Raw genomic sequence first — 16,134 nt, 5'->3', positions numbered from 1 at the left:
CGGGAAGGCGGCGGTTCGTGGCTGGCAAGCTTACGGGCTGTATGTGCAACGTGAAAAGGTATCGAAGAATGAAAGCTTTCCTGACCGCCCTGACCGTGGGCACCGCGGTGATCGCGGCGCCGGCCATGGCCCAGTCCACCACGACCACCTGGGACGGCCCCTATGTCGGCATCCAGGGCGGCTACGCCATCACCGAAGCCGACAGCGGCGAGACGCTGGTGTTCGACGGCAATGGCGATGAGAACTTCACCGATACCGTTCGCACCGCCGCGGGTGCCAACGCCTTCAGCCCCGGCTTCTGCGACGGCAACGCCAATAGCGGCGTCGCGGCCAACGGTTGCGAGGATGACCAGGATTCCTGGCTGGCGGGCGTGCGCGCCGGTTACGACCGTCAGGTCGGCCCGGTGGTTCTGGGTGTCGTCGCCGACTACACGCAGAGCAAGCTGCGCAACTATGTCAGCGGGTTCAGCACCACGCCGGCGTCCTACACCTTCACCCGCACCGTGCGGAACCAGGCATCGCTGCGCGCCCGCGCCGGCGTGACCTCCGGCGACGGCCTGCTGTATGCCACGGGCGGTCTCGCCTGGGCGCGCGTGCAGAACCGCTTCACCACCACCAACACCGCCAACAGCTTCACGCCGAACAACGACGAGGAAGGCGCGTGGGGCTATGTCCTGGGCGGCGGCTACGAGCACAAGCTGACCGACAACGTATCGCTGGGCCTGGAATACCAGTGGCGCAACCTGAAGGCTGACGACTTCCAGGTGGCGGTGGGCCGCGGTAGCGCGCCGGCGACCAACCCGTTCCTGATCGGCGGCGCCGGTGGCACCGACATCGAACGGCTGAACGGCCGCTTCAAGACGCATGGTCTGACCGCCAACGTCAACTTCCGCTTCTGATGCGGATGGCGGCCAGCCCTGTCCCGACGCGCCGGACCGTAATGGCCGGCGCGCTGGCGGCGGGGCTGGCCGCCGCCTTGCCGCTGGGCCTTGCCGGCTGTGCCGCCGGCGGCCCCGGCATCAGCCTGACCGAAGCGGTCAGGCGCCTGTTGCTGCTGTCGAGCGAGCGGGCATTCGCCCGGCTGACCGCACCGGGCGGCTATTGGGACGAGGCGCTGGCCCGTGCCGACCTGTCCGACCGCATGGGTGCGCGGGGCGACGCGCTGACCCGCGTGCTGGCATCTCCGCTGTTCCGGCAGCGGATGGGCGACGTCTTCGCCGGCGCCGCGATCGACGCAAGCTACCGCGCGGCGCCCGTGGTGACGGACGCGGTGCGCACGATCGGCATCAGCAACGCGCTGGCGATCGTGAACGGCGGGCCATCTGCAGCGACGCAGTATCTGCGCGGCGAACTTGGCGGGCGCCTGCTATCCGTGCTGCTGCCCGAGGTGGACGAGGTGCTGGGCGCCCTGTCCGATCCGCTGCTGGGCGGATTGCTCAATGCCGCGACGGGGGTCGATAGTGCCGCCATCGTGCGCGGCCTTGCTACCACCGTGGAGGACACGATCTGGAGCGAGATCGGCCGGGAGGAGGGTGGTATCCGTGCCGATCCGGTCGGAACGCGCGACCCCGTGCTGACCGGCGTGTTCGGCGCCGCCGCTGCTCTCTAGCCGGCGATGCGGCTACATGCGCCAGGTCAGCATGATCTGCGGCACATGGCTCCATTGATCTTCGCGTACGCCACGCGGGCTGAGTAGCAGGAGATACGATCCGGTTACCTCCAGCTGGTCAGCCAGGCGATATTGCAGGCCGGTGCGCAAGCGCCAGCTATCGACCCCCGTCGGCATGCCCACGTTCTGCGTGCGCGCATTGTACAGCACTTCCCCTGAGATGAGACCCCGGACCGCGCGGGCGAGCGGCACCGTCAGTTGCAGGCGTTGCCGCAGGCGCACGGCCATGCGGTCCGCGCCGACGAAGAACCGTTCCTCCACCCGCGTGCGCGCCTCTACCATGCCGCTGGTCAGGATCAGTTGCTGGTGCGGGCGGATCTCGTCCGGCCCGACCGCGCCGACGAAGGCGCTACCCCCGCCAATCGTGACGTGATCGTTCAGCCGGTGATCGTAAGTAATACGGGTCAGCAATTGTTCGTCGCCCACCGCATCGGCGCGGGCGCGCGGGCTGATCTCGAACGTCAAGCGTCCATCCTTCCCGGCCGCGGCATTGAGGATCAGGAACTGCCAGTACTGGGTATCGTCATTCGCCAGCGCCGCGGACGCGGTCATCGCCGCAATTCCGGCGACGCCTATGCAGAAAGCGCGGATAAACCCGGTTGTGCGGAGCATGAGCGCGCCTATACGTCCGGCGCGTAGCGCCGCAAGCGCCTGACGGCAGAGGAGTCACCAACGACCATGAAATTCTTCGTCGATACGGCTGACACAGCAGAAATCGCCGAACTCGCCGCAACCGGCCTGCTGGACGGGGTGACCACCAACCCGTCGCTGATCAGCAAGTCCGGCAAGGATTTCATCGCCGTGACGCGGGAGATCTGCGCGCTGGTCGACGGTCCCGTGAGTGCCGAGGTCGTGGCGCTGGAACATGCCGAGATGATGCGCGAGGCCGACGTGCTGCGTGCCATCGCGCCAAATGTCTGCATCAAGGTGCCGCTGACCATCGACGGGCTGAAGACCTGCAAGGCGCTGTCCGACGATGGCACCATGGTCAACGTGACGCTGTGCTTTTCCGCCAACCAGGCGCTGCTGGCGGCGAAGGCCGGCGCGAGCTTCATCAGCCCCTTCGTCGGCCGGCATGACGACAACGGTTTCGACGGGATGGAGCTGATCCGCGACATCCGCCTGATCTACGACAATTATGCGTTTGAGACGGAGATCCTGGCCGCCAGCATCCGCCATCCGGTGCATGTGCTGGAAGCCGCGCGGATCGGATCGGACGTGGCCACCATGCCGGCCAAGGTGATCTGGAGCCTGTTCAAGCATGTGCTGACCGACAAGGGGCTGGACGCCTTCATGGCGGACTGGGCCGGCACCGGGCAGAGTATCGTCAAGCAGATCGAGCAGGCGGCGGGCGAGAAGGCCGCCGGCTGATACGTGGCGGAACAGTCGCCCCTTGACCGGTTTCGGCTGGCGCTGACCGGCGCTGCGCGCGCGATCGCGCAGGAGCCGGAGGCGGAGGTCAGCTGGGCGCCCGACACGCCGTTGCTGGCCGGGCGTACGCTGCGCGTGCCCGTGCCGCATCGCAGCCTGCCGGCGGAGCAGGCGCGCGAGGCGCGCGGCTTCGCCGACAGCTTCGCCCTGCGGCTGCGCCACCACGACGAAGGGCTGCACCGCCGCGTCGCGCCGGGCGATCCGGTGGCACGGGCCTGCTTCGACGCGATCGAGCGGGTGCGGTACGAGGCGTTGGGCGAAACGGCCTTCGCCGGGATGCGCGACAATCTGGCCGCCTCCACCGCGCAGCGCATGCGTGGCGATGCCATCGCGCGGGCGCGGGAGGCGGAGCAGGTGCCGCTGGCGAGCGCGGTCGCCCTGATGCTGCGCGAGCAACTGACCGGCCAGCCGGTGCCGGAGGTTGCCCGCGAGGGCGTGGAGCTGGTGCGCGAGTGGGTGGAAGCGCGCATCGGCGACGACTTCGAGCAGCTGGCGGAGCGGCTGGGCGACCAGCGCGCGTTCCAGTCCCTGTCGCTCGACATGCTGCGCCACCTGGATCTGGTGCAGACCGAAGCGCCGGCGGAGCCCGATCCCGACGAGGGGGACGACGACGCGCTGGGCGACGAGGATGGCGAGGACGAGGGCACTGAGCAATCGCCAGCCGAGGAGCGCCGCCAGGAACAGGTCACCGGCGAGACCGGCGAGGGCGAGGCGGAGGATGACGGTTCCTCCGAAATCGAGAGCGACGGCGAGATGCCGGAGGGTGAGGCCGGCGAGGATGGCGAGGAGGGCAGCATACCCAGCCGCCCGAACCGCCCATGGACCGACCTGCCCGAGCAGTTCGACTACCGCCCCTATACCGAGCAGTTCGACGAGGTGGTCGAGGCGCAGGAACTGTGCGACCACGAGGAGCTGGACCGTCTGCGCGCCTATCTCGACAGCCAGTTGAGCGGCCTGGCCGGCGTGGTCACGCGCCTCGCCAACCGGCTGCAACGGCGGCTGATGGCGCAGCAGAACCGCGCCTGGGACTTCGACCAGGAAGAGGGCCTGCTGGATGCCGCGCGGTTGGCGCGGGTGATCGTCAGCCCAGGCCAGTCATTGAGCTACAAGGTCGAGCAGGACCAGGAGTTCAAGGACACGATCGTCACGCTGCTGATCGACAATTCCGGCTCGATGCGCGGACGGCCGATCTCCATCGCCGCGATCAGCGCCGACATCATGGCGCGCACGCTGGAACGGTGCGGCGTGAAGGTGGAGGTGCTGGGCTTCACCACGCGGGCGTGGAAGGGTGGTCAGAGCCGTGAGAAGTGGCTGGCGGGTGGCAAGCCGCCGCAGCCCGGCCGGCTGAACGATCTGCGCCACATCATCTACAAGCGCGCGGACGAGCCGATGCGGCGGGCCCGGCGGAACCTCGGCCTGATGATGCGCGAGGGGCTGCTGAAGGAGAACATCGACGGGGAAGCGCTGCTGTGGGCGCACAGCCGCCTGCTGGCGCGGGCGGAGGACCGGCGCATCCTGATGGTCATCAGCGACGGCGCGCCGGTGGACGACAGCACGCTGAGCGTGAACAGTGCCGGTTACCTGGAGACGCATCTACGCAAGGTGATCGACTGGATCGAGCGGCAATCGCCCGTGCAGCTGGTGGCGATCGGCATCGGGCATGATGTCACCCGCTACTACAAGCGCGCGGTGACGATCATGGATGTGGAGCAGCTGGGCGGCGCGATCATCGAACAGCTGGCGGACCTGTTCGACGCCGATTGAGGCGCGCCGCTTGACCGGCGGCACCATGCAGGGCCAAGCGCCGGGGCATGACCGAACTCACCCTGTTCAACTCCCTTACCCGGCAGCTCGAACCCTTCCGGCCGATCCATGACGGGGAGGCGCGGGTCTATTCCTGCGGGCCGACGGTCTACAATTACCCGCATATCGGCAATATGCGCGCCTATGTCTTCGCCGACCTGCTGGGCCGCACCCTCAGCTGGCGCGGCTATCGGCTGACGCATGTCATCAACATCACCGATGTCGGCCATCTGACCGACGATGCCGATGCGGGTGAGGACAAGATGGAGCGGATGGCGGCGGCGCGTGCCCAGTCCATCTGGGACATCGCGCGCCATTATACCGAGGCGTACTGGGCCGACATCCGCGCGCTGAACATCCGGGAACCGGCGCACTGGTCGATCGCCACCGACTACATCGACGCGATGATTGATTTCGCCGCCAGCATCGAGGCGAAGCATTGCTACCGGCTGAAAGGCGGCCTGTATTTCGATGTGAGCACCGTCGCCGATTACGGCCGGCTGGCGCGCGCGCATACGGAGGAAGGCGAAGGGCGGATCGAGGCGGTCGCGGGGAAGCGCAATGCGGCCGACTTTGCCATTTGGCGCACCACGCCCGCCGGCGAGACGCGGCAGATGGAATGGGACAGCCCATGGGGTCGCGGTGCGCCCGGCTGGCACCTGGAATGCAGCGTGATGAGCGGCAAGCTGCTGGGCTTTCCGTTCGATATCCATACCGGCGGGATCGATCACCGGGAGATCCACCATCCCAACGAGATCGCGCAGAACCAGGCGTTCTGCGGCTGCGGCTCACTGACCGATCCGGTGAATTCGGGTGCGCGGATGTGGCTGCACAATAATTTCCTGGTCGAACGCGGCGGGAAGATGAGCAAGTCGGCGGGCGAGTTCCTGCGCGTGCCGCTGCTGGTGGAGCGCGGCTACCACCCGCTCGCCTATCGCCTGATGTGCCTGCAGGCGCATTACCGCAGCGAGCTGGAATTCAGCTGGGAGGCGCTGGGTGCGGCGTTGACCCGGTTGAAGCGGCTGGTGATGGCGATCGCGGCGCTGCAGGAACGGGCGCCGGATGCCGGCTGGGCCGCATGGACGCGGGCGGCGGCGCAGGCGCAGGACTGGGGCAAGTTGCAGCCGGCCATGGACCGGTTCGATGCGGCCCTGGCGGATGACCTCGGCACTCCCGTTGCGCTGACCGCGCTGGAGGAGGTGCTGGCGACCAAGAAGGTCGATCCGGCGCTGAAGCTGGCGGCGGCGACGGCGATGGACGGCGTGCTGGGGTTGGACCTCGGCCGGCTGACCCGCGCCGACCTCAGGCTGCGGCCGTCATCGGCGGCGATCGGTGAGGACGAGATCACAGCCTTGCTCGGCCAGCGGCGGGAGGCGCGGGCGGCGAAGGATTTCGCGGCGTCCGATGCGCTGCGCGACCGGTTGACCGAAGCGGGCGTGGAGGCGATGGACGGCGATCCGCTCGGCTGGGAGTGGCGCCTGTAGCGGGCGGACCGGGGCGGTGAATCAGGCCGCCCCGATCCCGCGGCAACTCAGTTGTCGTCAAGCATCAGGATCTCGACCTGAACCACCATGCGCTCCACCGGCAGCATCTGGTGGTCGACCGCGCTGACCGCGGCGTCCGCGACCAGTTGGCCCGGAATGGCGAAGTCATGTTCGGGCAGGAAGGCGACGAACTTCTCGCCCGCCTCGATCGCGTCGGCCCCGGTGAAGACCAGCGTGACCTGGTGGCGGGTCCCGGCGAAGGTGATGCTGGCCCAGGCGCGCTCACCATGATCGGTCACCGTACCATGGCCGTCGGCCAGCGCGATCAGCGCGGCGCGCAGGCGATCGGCCGGGGTGAGACGGCGGCGCTTGCCGGCATCGGCGCTCTTGAAAGCGGCGGTGGCGTGGATGGCGGCGGTGTTGATGGTTTCTGTGAACATGATGGTGACCCCCTGTTATGTGTTGAAGAAAATCAGGCAGCGTGGCGCTGCATGTAGTCGTTCATGAAATGTTCTGTGCGCTTTGCCGTATGATCCCGCGGCGTACGGCCCATGCGCAGATCGAGCACGAAACGGGGATCGTGTGCGGCAAGCCGCCCGAACTTCGTTGCCGCCATGCCCGTTTGATCCAGGAATACTTCGATCTGACCCAACAACATTGTGCCCTCACTTGTGGAAGACTGACCCGGTAGGCGAATCGCCTGAGCCGATGTATCGCGGGAAAAATCCTACTTGTCTAGGAAAAATGCATCCACTATGTGGGACATCATAGGAACACAGGAAAAAACCATGGATCCGCGGGAAAAGCTGGCCGATCTGGCGCGGGAAAAGGGCACCAGCCTTGCCGCGCTGTCGCGCATGCTCGGGCGTAATGCCACGTATCTGCAGCAATATATCACCAAGGGCAGCCCCCGTAAGCTGGAGGAGGAGGACCGGCGCCGGCTGGCTCAGTTCTTCAATGTCAGTGAGTCGCATCTCGGTGCGCCGGAGTATAAATCCTACGATCCGCCTCCCGTCACCAATGTGGCGGGCCTCGGCGGCAGCCTGGCGGTGGACAGCGATCAGTGGGTCGAACTGGACCGGATGGCGATCGAGGCATCCGCCGGGCCGGGCAGCGTCGGGGCGCAGGAAACATCCTTCGACACCATGATGTTCAGCCGCCGCTGGTTGCGCGAACAGGGGCTGGACCCGACCAAGCTGTCGGCCATCCGCGTGTCGGGCGACAGCATGGACCCGCTGCTGAAGGATGGCGACGAGATCCTGGTGGACCGCACGCCGCGCCCGTTCCGGGAAGGCATCCATGTGCTGCGGCTGGGCGAGGTGCTTAACGTCAAGCGGCTGCAGATCGGCAAGCCCGGTCGTGTGGTGCTGATCAGCGCCAATCCGGCCTATGCCCCGATCGAGGTGGCGCAGGACGAGGTCGACATCATCGGCCGTGTCGTGTGGAAGAGCGGCCGCGTCTGATTGCAATCGGCGCGCCCGGCGCGCAACGAGGGGGCATGACCGACACCAAGCCCCTTCCTCCGCTGCGCGCGGCGATCATTCCCGTCACCCCGCTGCAACAGAATTGCAGCCTCGCCTGGTGCACGAAGACGATGCGCGCTGCGGTGATCGATCCCGGCGGCGATCTCGACAAGATCAAGGATGCGGTCGCGCGTGCCGGCGTGACGGTCGAGAAGATCCTGCTGACGCACGGCCATATCGACCATTGCGGCCTCGCCGGGGAACTGGCGAACGAGATCGCTGTGCCGATCGAGGGGCCGGAGGAACAGGACCGGTTCTGGATCGCCCGGCTGGATGAGGACGGCATGCGCTTCGGCACACCGGGCGTCGTGTTCGAACCGGACCGCTGGCTGGTGGAGGGTGACACGGTCAGCTTCGGCGAGATCACGCTCGACGTGCTGCATTGTCCCGGCCACACGCCGGGCCACCTGGTGTTCGTCCACAAGCCCACGCGCTTCGCCTTCGTCGGGGACGTGCTGTTCGCCGGCTCCGTCGGGCGCACCGATTTTCCGTTGAGCGATCACGAGGCGCTGATCGACAGCATCGTCACCAAGCTGTGGCCGCTGGGCGACATGACCTTCATCCCCGGCCATGGCCCGGTCAGCACCTTCGCGCAGGAACGGGCGAGCAATCCCTTCGTCGGCGATGCGGCGCTGGGGCGCGGGTAGGGTGCGTCACCAACCCCAGGGCTTCTCGCGGTACCATTTGGTGATGACGTATTTCACGCCCTTCCTCACTTTCATGCCGTGATGCAGGGTAGCGGGGTTGAGCGTGCCGTCGGGGCGATGATTGTTCCAGCAGACCAGCTTGCCGGTTTCCGGCTGGAAGATCTTGTCGACGACCTTGAACCGGGTCGCGCCACCCGCCTCCACATCGTTCAGGTAGATCATGAAGGTCCAGGTGCGGTTGCCCGCGACTGAGCAAAACTGCGCGAAATCTTGCCCGGTCGGTTCGAAATAGTCGGTGTGGGCCTTGAACTCCTGCCCCACGGCATATCGCTGACCCTGCACCGGTTCCCCATGGACGGGGTCGATGCCGTTTAGGTCATGCAGCCGCCTCTCCAGATCCTGCACCAGCGGCAGGTCGGCCGGCAGGTCGCAGGTCTCGCTGGTGCGGAAGTAATTGTCACCATTGGGATCGGCGATGGTGGAGGGCCGCCGGTCCCGGTCGATCAGATCGATCAGGTCCGCACACATCTGTGCCGGCAGGAAGCCGGGCAGGTCGAACAGTTCCGCTCGCGGCGTGGGCACGCGCCGGATACCCTTGTGGGCGAGCAATCGGTCTGCGCTGGTCTCTCCGGGATTCGCCATGGTGCCGGTGTAGAACGGCCGCGCGGCGGAGCAAGCATCGCAGGGCGACGTAATAATCTTGCGCAATCCGGCTCGCGCATCTTTTTGGATTTGCATCGCCGCCGCGAAGTGTGCAACAGGCGCCAGCCTCTGCAGATCGCCGCTTGACGGCGGGCCGCACGGGCATAATCAGCGCCGCTCCCACGGCGACAGGCTGATGGCGATTGTAGCTCAGTTGGTTAGAGCGCCGGTTTGTGGTACCGGAGGTCGCGGGTTCGAACCCCGTCAATCGCCCCACCTGCCCATCGGCTTTCCCGCCGGTCGCCCGATCAGCGGAGCAGGTATGCCGGCATTCTGGACCGAGAGCGATTACGACGCGCATGAGCGGGTCGAACTGGTGCACGATCGCGCCAGCGGGCTGACCGCGATAATCGCGCTGCATTCCACGCATCTCGGCCCCGGCGCGGGCGGCACCCGGTTCTGGCACTATGCCGATCCTGCCGGCGCCATGCGCGATGCCCTGCGGCTGAGCCGGGGGATGAGCTACAAGAACGCCATGGCCGGCCTGCCGATGGGCGGGGGCAAGGCGGTGGTGCTGCTCGATCACGACCGCACCAAGACGCCCGCCATGCTCGCCGCGTTCGGCGATGCGGTGGAGGCGCTGGGTGGCCAGTATGTGACGGCGGAAGACGTCGGCGCCAGCGAGGCGGACATGGTCGCCATTTCCCAGCGGAGTGCGCATGTCTGCGGGCTGCCGTCGGGTGAGGGGGAGATCGGCGGCGATCCCGGCCCGTTCACCGCGCGTGGCATCTATCTGGGCATCAAGGCCGCGGCGGCGCATGCGCTGGGCGCCGGCGACATGCGGGGCGTGCGCGTGGCGGTGCAGGGTTGCGGCAGCGTCGGCGGCGGTGTCGCCCGCCTCCTGGCGGCGGACGGCGCGGAGCTGGTGCTGGCCGACATCGACGGCGCCCGCGCGCAGGCATTGGCGAGCGAATTGGGCGCAACCAGCGTGCCGGCGGACCAAATCCTGGTGACGCCGTGCGATGTGTTCAGCCCCAACGCGCTGGGCGCCATCCTGACCGATGCCTCCATCCCGCAGCTCGCCTGCCGGGTGGTCGCGGGCGGGGCCAACAACCAGCTCGCCCGCGCGGCGGATGGCGCGCTGCTGGCGGAACGGGGCATCCTGTATGCGCCCGATTACGTCATCAATGCCGGCGGCATCATCAATGTCAGCCTGGAATATCTCGCCCGCCAGCATGGCGCGAGCGTGGACATGGAAGACGTGCAGGGCCGCATCGACCAGATCCCCGGTCGCTTGCAGACCATCTGGCAGCAGAGCGAGGCCACCGGCCGCCCCGCGAACGAAGTCGCGGACCGCATGGCGCAGGAACTGATCGGCCGGGCCTGAGCGTTCCTGCCAGCATGACCGAACACGACAAGATGGTGCGGGGCGAACTGTACGACGCCCTCGACCCCGATCTGGTGGCGCGGCGCAATGGCGTGCGCGGCCTGTGCCAGCAGCTGAACGCCTCTGCCGAGGAGGACGGGGCGTTGCGCCGTGATCTCTGCCAGCGCATCTTCGGCGCGGGTGGTGACAGCGTGTGGGTGCAGCCGCCGTTCTTCTGCGATTACGGCAGCAACATCACGCTGGGCCGCCGCGTGTTCTTCAACTTCAACTGCATCGTGCTGGATGTCTGCCCGGTGACGATCGGCGACCATGTGATGTTCGGCCCGGGGGCACAGGTGCTGACGCCGATGCACCCGCTGAACGCGGCGCTGCGCCGGCAACAGGAATATGGCCGGCCCGTCACCATCGGGGCCGATGTCTGGGTGGGCGCCGGGGCGCTGATCCTGCCGGGCGTGACGATCGGGGAGGGCAGCGTCATCGGAGCCGGCAGCGTGGTGACGCGCGACGTTCCCGCCGGGGTCTTCGCCGCCGGCAATCCGTGCCGTGTGGTGCGCGAATTATTGCCGGAGGATCGCGCGGGCGCGTGATCGGCAGGCCGATTGCGGGGGCTTGCGGCGCGCGGGACAGGCACTAGAACGTCGGGCAGGTCACGCGCCAATTCATGCACTTCTACGCCAATCCTGCCCGCTTCCTGCGGATCGCCCGCTGGCTGACGCTGCCGCTGCTCGCGGGCGGGCTGGCGATCGTCGCGGCTGCGCTCGGCTGGGGCCTGCTGGCGGTGCCGCCGGACCGGCTGATGGGCGAGACGGTGCGCATCCTGTTCGTCCATGTGCCCGCCGCCTGGCTGGGCATGGGCGGATGGATGACGATCGCGATCGCCAGCCTGGTAGAGCTGGTCTGGCGTCACCCGCTGGCCGGCATCGCCGCGCGCGCGGCAGCGGTGCCAGGTGCGACCTTTGCTGCGGTGTGCCTCGTCACCGGCTCCATCTGGGGCCGGCCGACCTGGGGCGCGTGGTGGGTGTGGGACGGGCGCCTGACCTCCATGCTGGTGCTGCTGTTCCTGTATCTCGGCTATCTGGCGCTCGCCGGGGCGATCGCGCGCGATGGCGCGTCCGGCCGCATCCTGGCGATCTATGGTCTGGTGGGCGCGGTGAACGTGCCGATCATCAACCGGTCGGTGGTGTGGTGGAATTCGCTGCACCAGCCGCCTTCCATTACCCTGGGGCAGTCGTCGATCGACGGCGTGTTCCTCGGCCCGCTGCTGTTGGCGACGCTCGGCTTCTCGCTGCTGTTCGGCGGGGTGGTGCTGGCGCGGATGCGCACGCTGCTGGCGGACGCGCAGGCGGAGGCGCGGCTGCGCCGGCGCAGCTCGGCCGCGCCCGGCTTCGGGGCGGAGTTCGGCTGATGCGCGAGGGATTGGATCAGTGGACCTTCGTGCTCGCCGCCTATGGCGTGGCGGTGCTCGCGACCCTTGTGCTGACTGGGTGGTGCTGGCTCGCTATGCGCCGGGCGGAACGGCGGCGCGACGCGATGCGGGACCGCTGAGTGGCGGCGTTGCAGCCCAAGCATCAGCGGCTGGTACTGGTAGTGCTGGCGCTGGTCGCGCTGGTGGGCGCGGGCCTGCTCGCGGCGTGGGCGCTGCGCAACCAGGCGAGCTATTTCTTCGTGCCCAGCGCCATGGCCGCCGACCCGCCGCCGGTCGGCCGGCCCGTGCGGCTGGGCGGGATGGTGCAGGCGGGATCGCTGCGCACGCTGCCCGATGGCGTCACCATCCGCTTCACCGTCGGGGACGGGCAGGCGCTGGTGCCGGTCCAGTTCAGCGGCATCGTGCCGGACCTGTTCGTGGAAGGATCGGGCGTGGTGGCGGAAGGGGCGCTGGGCGCGGATGGCACCTTCCTGGCCACCAACCTGCTGGCCAAGCATGACGAGAACTACATGCCGCGCGAACTGGCGGAGATGAACGCGGACGAGGCGCGCGAGACGGTCGCGGAGACGCAATGATCGCGGAGCTGGGCCTCGCCGCGCTGTGGCTCGCCGCCGCGCTCGCCGGCCTGCAATTGCTGGGCGGCATCGCGGTGCTGCGCGATGGAGAGGCGCTGCTTGGCCAAATGGTGCGCCCGGCCGCGCAGTTGCAGGCGGTGCTGTGCGCGCTGTCCTTTGCGGCCTTGCTCTACCTGTTTGCCGTGACCGACCTTTCGGTGGCGCTGGTGGCCGGCAATTCGCATTCGGCGAAGCCCGCGATCTTCAAGCTGGCAGGCGCCTGGGGCAATCACGAGGGGTCCATGCTGCTGTGGGTCAGCGTCATGGCTCTGGCCGGCGGGCTGATCGCCGCGGTGGAGCGGCGGCTGCCCGAACGCACGCTGTCAGCGACATTGGCGGCGCAGGCCTGGGTTGGTCTGGGCTTCTATGCCTTCCTGCTCCTCTCCTCCAATCCCTTCGCCCGGCTTGATCCCGCGCCGCCGGAAGGGACCGGGCTGAACCCGCTGCTGCAGGATATCGGCCTCGCGCTGCATCCGCCGGTGCTTTACCTCGGTTATGTCGGGCTGTCGGTCGCCTTCTCCTTCGCGGTGGGCGCGATGCTGACGCGGGAGGTGACGCCGGCCTTCGCCCGCGTCATGCGGCCATGGGTGCTGGGCGCCTGGGTGGCACTGACGCTGGGTATCACCGCCGGATCGTACTGGGCCTATTACGAGTTGGGCTGGGGCGGCTGGTGGTTCTGGGACCCGGTGGAAAATGCGTCGCTGATGCCATGGCTGGCGGCGACCGCGCTGCTGCATTCGGCTGGCGTGCTGGCCGCGCGGGATGCGCTGCGCACCTGGACGCTGATGCTGGGGGTGGTCGCCTTTTCCATGAGCATGATTGGCACCTTCCTGGTCCGGTCGGGCATCCTGACCAGCGTCCATGCCTTTGCCGTCGATCCGGAACGCGGCACCTTCATCCTGGCGCTGCTGGCGCTGTATATCGGCGGCGCGCTGGCGCTGTTCGCGCTTCGGGCAGGGACCGTCTTGGAAGGCGAGCGGTTCGCGCCGGTCAGCCGGGAGGGCGGCCTCGTCATCAACAATGTTGCCCTGTCGGCGATCCTGGGCATCGTGCTGCTGGGCACGCTGTACCCCTTGCTGACGGAGGCGCTGGGCTTCCGGGTGTCCGTAGGGCCGCCCTATTTCAATCCGGTGGGGGCGATCTTCTTCCTGCCGGCCATGGCGATGCTGGCGGTGGGGCCGCTGCTGCGCTGGCGGCGCGACACGCTCGCCCGCATCCGGTGGCAGGTGCTGGCGATCGCGGCCGCATTCGGCGCGGCGCTGCTGGCGGCAGTGCTGGCGGGTATCGCGCTGCTGCCGCTGCTCGGCATGGCGCTGGCTGCCGCAGTGGCGCTGGGCAGCGTGTTGCCGCTGGTCCGCCGCCGGCTGCGCCATGCTCCGCTGACGCTGTGGGGAACGGTGCTGGCGCATCTGGGCGTGGCGGTGGCGGTGTTCGGCATGTCCGCCGACAGCGCCTTCACCGCCGAGCGGCTGGTTGCCCTGCGCGTCGGGGAAGAGACAAGTGTCGGCCCGTGGCGTGTCATCCTGGCGAATGTGGAGCCGGTCGCGGGACCGAACTGGACCGCGCTGTCAGCCCGGCTGGCGGTGTCCTACTCCGGGGCCGAGCCGACGCTCATCCATCCGCAGGCGCGCAGCTTCTGGGCGCCGGCGCAGCAGACCAGCGAAAGCGCGTTGCTGACCCGCTGGAACGGGCAGCTTTATGCCGTGATGGGCGGTCAGGCGGCGGGCGAGGATGCCGGGCGCTGGCAGTTGCGGTTGTGGTGGAAGCCGTTCGTCACCTGCATCTGGTATGGCGGCGGTCTGATCGCCCTTGGTGGCCTGCTGGCGTTGGTCGGCCACCTTGCGACCGACCTGCGCCGTTGGCGGCGGGGCCGGGCATGAAGGGTTGGCGCCTGTGGCTGCCGCTGCTGGGCATCGCCCTGCTGCTGGGCCTGTTCGCCCTGCAGCTCGCCCGGCCGAAGGACGAGTTCGTGCGCTCCGCCCTGGTGGGCCAGCCATTGCCCGCCTTCGCGCTGGAGGCTCAGGTGCCCGGCAAGCACGGTCTCGCCAATACCGACTTCGCCGATGGCCGGGCGCGCCTGCTCAACGTCTTCGCCAGCTGGTGCGTACCCTGCGCGGCGGAGGCACCCCAGCTCGCCGCCTTGCGCGCCGGCGGGGCGGAGATCGTGGCGGTGGCCATCCGGGACAAGCCGTCAGACGTTGCCGCCTTCCTCGACGCCTATGGCGATCCGTTCACCCGGATCGGAGCCGACCCGTACAGCCAGCTGCAGATCGCGCTTGGTTCGTCCGGCGTGCCGGAGACCTTCGTGATCGACGGGCAGGGCATCATCCGTCATCAGCATATCGGCGATATCCGCGCGCGCGACGTGCCGCTGTTGCTGGAGCAGCTGGCGGAGGCGGGCGAGTGAGGCTGCTGCTCGCCCTGCTGCTCGTGCTGGTGCCCGCCGCCTTGCCGGCGCAGGAGGGGCTGCCGCCCGCCCCCTACGCCTATCGGCAGCTCGATGATCCACGGCTGGAGGCGCAGGCGCGCGAATTGATGGCGACGTTGCGCTGTCTCACATGCCAGAGCCAGTCCATCGCCGACAGCGACGCGTCCATGGCCGGGGACATGCGGCACCAGGTCCGCAGCCGCCTTGCCGCCGGGGAACGGCCGGAGGAGATCCGCGCCTGGCTGATCGGCCGATACGGCGACTACATCAGCTACCAGCCGGCGATCGGCGCGACCACCTGGCCGCTGTTCGCGGTGCCTGCGCTACTGCTGGTCGGGGCCGCGCTGGTGATCGGCCGCCGGTTGCGGCGCGATCGCGGGAAGGGGCTGGCATGAGCTGGCTAGCCGTCATCCTGCTCGCCGCCTTGGCGCTGGCGATCGCGGCGCTGGTGCTGCGCGTACCACGCGGCGCGCTGCTGACGCTCGCCACCGTGCTGACCCTGGGGCTGGCCGGTTATGCGCTCCAGGCCAGCCCGGACGTACCCGCCGCGCCGGCTGCCGGGGCTGCCGCTCAGCCGGTTCCGGGCCTCGCCTGGCGGGAATTGCGGCGGGAGATGATCGATTCGGCGGACTGGTCGATGGCGCGTGCGCTGATCACCGCCGATGCCTTTGCCGCACGTGGGGATTACCGCACCGCAGCCGGCCTGCTGCGTCCCACCGTGGCGCAGGACCCGGCAGATGGAGAGGCGTGGCTGACGCTCGCCAACACGCTGGTCGAACATGCCGACGGCCTGCTCACGCCGCCGGCGCGTTACGCCTACACGCAGGCCGGCCGGCAGGATGGCACCGCGGTTGCCGCCGGCTATTTCTTGGGATTGGCGCAGTTGCGCGGCGGGGACATCATCGGTGCGCGGGAGACCTGGCAAACGACGCTGGCTGCCGCACCTGCGGACGGGGAGGGGCCACGTGCCCTGTTGACGGTGCGGCTGGCGCGGCTGGACGAACTGCTGGCCCGCGCGCTGCGCCAGCCTGGCTCGCAGGATCCGCCAGCCCTGCCACCGCCACCGGCGCCCTGACGGAA

Annotated in this window: 20 protein-coding genes and 1 tRNA gene; 17 read left to right on the top strand and 4 right to left on the bottom strand. The window is 68.6% G+C overall.

All coding sequences use genetic code 11. From position 1 onward, the window contains the following. Positions 1-68 precede the first annotated feature (68 nt). Positions 69-899, top strand: coding sequence for an outer membrane beta-barrel protein (locus V5740_RS06645; protein WP_347304280.1), 831 nt, complete (start codon positions 69-71; stop codon positions 897-899). Between the two features lie 5 nt (positions 900-904). Beyond that, positions 905-1,609, top strand: a complete 705-nt coding sequence (locus V5740_RS06640) for a DUF4197 domain-containing protein (protein ID WP_347304279.1) — start codon at positions 905-907, stop codon at positions 1,607-1,609. 12 nt (positions 1,610-1,621) lie between these two features. Here the strand turns inward: V5740_RS06640 and V5740_RS06635 are convergent, their stop codons facing one another. Further along, positions 1,622-2,221 (bottom strand): DUF2490 domain-containing protein, encoded by a 600-nt coding sequence (locus tag V5740_RS06635; RefSeq protein ID WP_347304278.1) that lies wholly within the window; start codon positions 2,219-2,221, stop codon positions 1,622-1,624. Between the two features lie 126 nt (positions 2,222-2,347). Between V5740_RS06635 and fsa the strand changes: the two genes are divergently transcribed. From fsa to cysS, 3 genes are read left to right on the top strand one after another with little or no spacing between them, the layout of a single operon-like run. After that, positions 2,348-3,040, top strand: a complete 693-nt coding sequence (gene fsa / locus V5740_RS06630; protein ID WP_347304277.1) for a fructose-6-phosphate aldolase — start codon at positions 2,348-2,350, stop codon at positions 3,038-3,040. Positions 3,041-3,043: 3 nt separating this feature from the next. Then, positions 3,044-4,864 carry a cobaltochelatase subunit CobT gene (cobT, locus tag V5740_RS06625; RefSeq protein WP_347304276.1) on the top strand — a complete coding sequence of 607 codons (1,821 nt, stop codon included), beginning with the start codon at positions 3,044-3,046 and terminating at the stop codon, positions 4,862-4,864. A 47-nt stretch (positions 4,865-4,911) separates the two neighbouring features. Further along, a complete protein-coding gene (gene cysS / locus V5740_RS06620; protein WP_347304275.1) occupies positions 4,912-6,387 on the top strand; it encodes a cysteine--tRNA ligase in 1,476 nt (491 codons plus the stop codon). 47 nt (positions 6,388-6,434) lie between these two features. Here cysS and V5740_RS06615 read toward each other — a convergent pair whose 3' ends face one another. Next, positions 6,435-6,827, bottom strand: coding sequence for a hypothetical protein (locus V5740_RS06615; RefSeq protein ID WP_347304274.1), 393 nt, complete (start codon positions 6,825-6,827; stop codon positions 6,435-6,437). Between the two features lie 32 nt (positions 6,828-6,859). Continuing rightward, positions 6,860-7,045, bottom strand: a complete 186-nt coding sequence (locus V5740_RS06610) for a hypothetical protein (RefSeq protein WP_347304273.1) — start codon at positions 7,043-7,045, stop codon at positions 6,860-6,862. Positions 7,046-7,175: 130 nt separating this feature from the next. Between V5740_RS06610 and V5740_RS06605 the strand changes: the two genes are divergently transcribed. Further along, on the top strand, positions 7,176-7,850 hold the full coding sequence (locus V5740_RS06605; RefSeq protein WP_347304272.1) for a S24 family peptidase: 675 nt from the start codon (positions 7,176-7,178) through the stop codon (positions 7,848-7,850). Positions 7,851-7,885: 35 nt separating this feature from the next. Beyond that, entirely contained in the window at positions 7,886-8,557 is a 672-nt protein-coding gene (locus V5740_RS06600; RefSeq protein ID WP_347304271.1) for an MBL fold metallo-hydrolase, read from the top strand. A gap of 6 nt (positions 8,558-8,563) precedes the next feature. Here the strand turns inward: V5740_RS06600 and V5740_RS06595 are convergent, their stop codons facing one another. Next, a complete protein-coding gene (locus V5740_RS06595) occupies positions 8,564-9,199 on the bottom strand; it encodes a 2OG-Fe(II) oxygenase (protein WP_347304270.1) in 636 nt (211 codons plus the stop codon). Between the two features lie 199 nt (positions 9,200-9,398). Here V5740_RS06595 and V5740_RS06590 point away from each other — a divergent pair. The 10 genes from V5740_RS06590 to V5740_RS06545 all read left to right on the top strand — a co-directional run bounded on the left by V5740_RS06590 (position 9,399) and on the right by V5740_RS06545 (position 16,129). Continuing rightward, positions 9,399-9,475, top strand: a tRNA-His gene (locus tag V5740_RS06590). A 46-nt stretch (positions 9,476-9,521) separates the two neighbouring features. Continuing rightward, positions 9,522-10,586, top strand: coding sequence for a Glu/Leu/Phe/Val dehydrogenase dimerization domain-containing protein (locus tag V5740_RS06585; protein ID WP_347304269.1), 1,065 nt, complete (start codon positions 9,522-9,524; stop codon positions 10,584-10,586). A gap of 14 nt (positions 10,587-10,600) precedes the next feature. Further along, a complete protein-coding gene (locus V5740_RS06580) occupies positions 10,601-11,173 on the top strand; it encodes a sugar O-acetyltransferase (protein WP_347304268.1) in 573 nt (190 codons plus the stop codon). A 74-nt stretch (positions 11,174-11,247) separates the two neighbouring features. Beyond that, entirely contained in the window at positions 11,248-11,991 is a 744-nt protein-coding gene (ccmC, locus tag V5740_RS06575) for a heme ABC transporter permease CcmC (RefSeq protein WP_347304267.1), read from the top strand. Continuing rightward, complete coding sequence (locus tag V5740_RS06570) at positions 11,991-12,131, top strand: hypothetical protein (protein ID WP_347304266.1); 141 nt, start codon at positions 11,991-11,993, stop codon at positions 12,129-12,131. Before ccmC ends, V5740_RS06570 begins: the two co-directional genes overlap by 1 nt. Before the next feature lie 9 nt (positions 12,132-12,140). Next, positions 12,141-12,587 (top strand): cytochrome c maturation protein CcmE, encoded by a 447-nt coding sequence (ccmE, locus tag V5740_RS06565; protein ID WP_347304461.1) that lies wholly within the window; start codon positions 12,141-12,143, stop codon positions 12,585-12,587. Then, positions 12,584-14,506 carry a heme lyase CcmF/NrfE family subunit gene (locus tag V5740_RS06560; RefSeq protein WP_347304265.1) on the top strand — a complete coding sequence of 641 codons (1,923 nt, stop codon included), beginning with the start codon at positions 12,584-12,586 and terminating at the stop codon, positions 14,504-14,506. The genes ccmE and V5740_RS06560 overlap by 4 nt, the downstream gene beginning before the upstream one ends. After that, complete coding sequence (locus V5740_RS06555; protein ID WP_347304264.1) at positions 14,503-15,033, top strand: redoxin family protein; 531 nt, start codon at positions 14,503-14,505, stop codon at positions 15,031-15,033. Before V5740_RS06560 ends, V5740_RS06555 begins: the two co-directional genes overlap by 4 nt. Next, complete coding sequence (locus tag V5740_RS06550) at positions 15,030-15,449, top strand: cytochrome c-type biogenesis protein (RefSeq protein WP_347304263.1); 420 nt, start codon at positions 15,030-15,032, stop codon at positions 15,447-15,449. Before V5740_RS06555 ends, V5740_RS06550 begins: the two co-directional genes overlap by 4 nt. Next, complete coding sequence (locus V5740_RS06545; protein ID WP_347304262.1) at positions 15,446-16,129, top strand: hypothetical protein; 684 nt, start codon at positions 15,446-15,448, stop codon at positions 16,127-16,129. Before V5740_RS06550 ends, V5740_RS06545 begins: the two co-directional genes overlap by 4 nt. Positions 16,130-16,134 lie beyond the last annotated feature (5 nt).

Origin of the sequence: Croceibacterium sp. TMG7-5b_MA50 (genome assembly GCF_039830145.1) — a bacterium.
Taxonomy (GTDB): Bacteria; Pseudomonadota; Alphaproteobacteria; order Sphingomonadales; family Sphingomonadaceae; genus Croceibacterium.
Note: the sequence above shows the minus strand (reverse complement) of the source record. Positions and strands in the feature narration are given on the sequence as shown.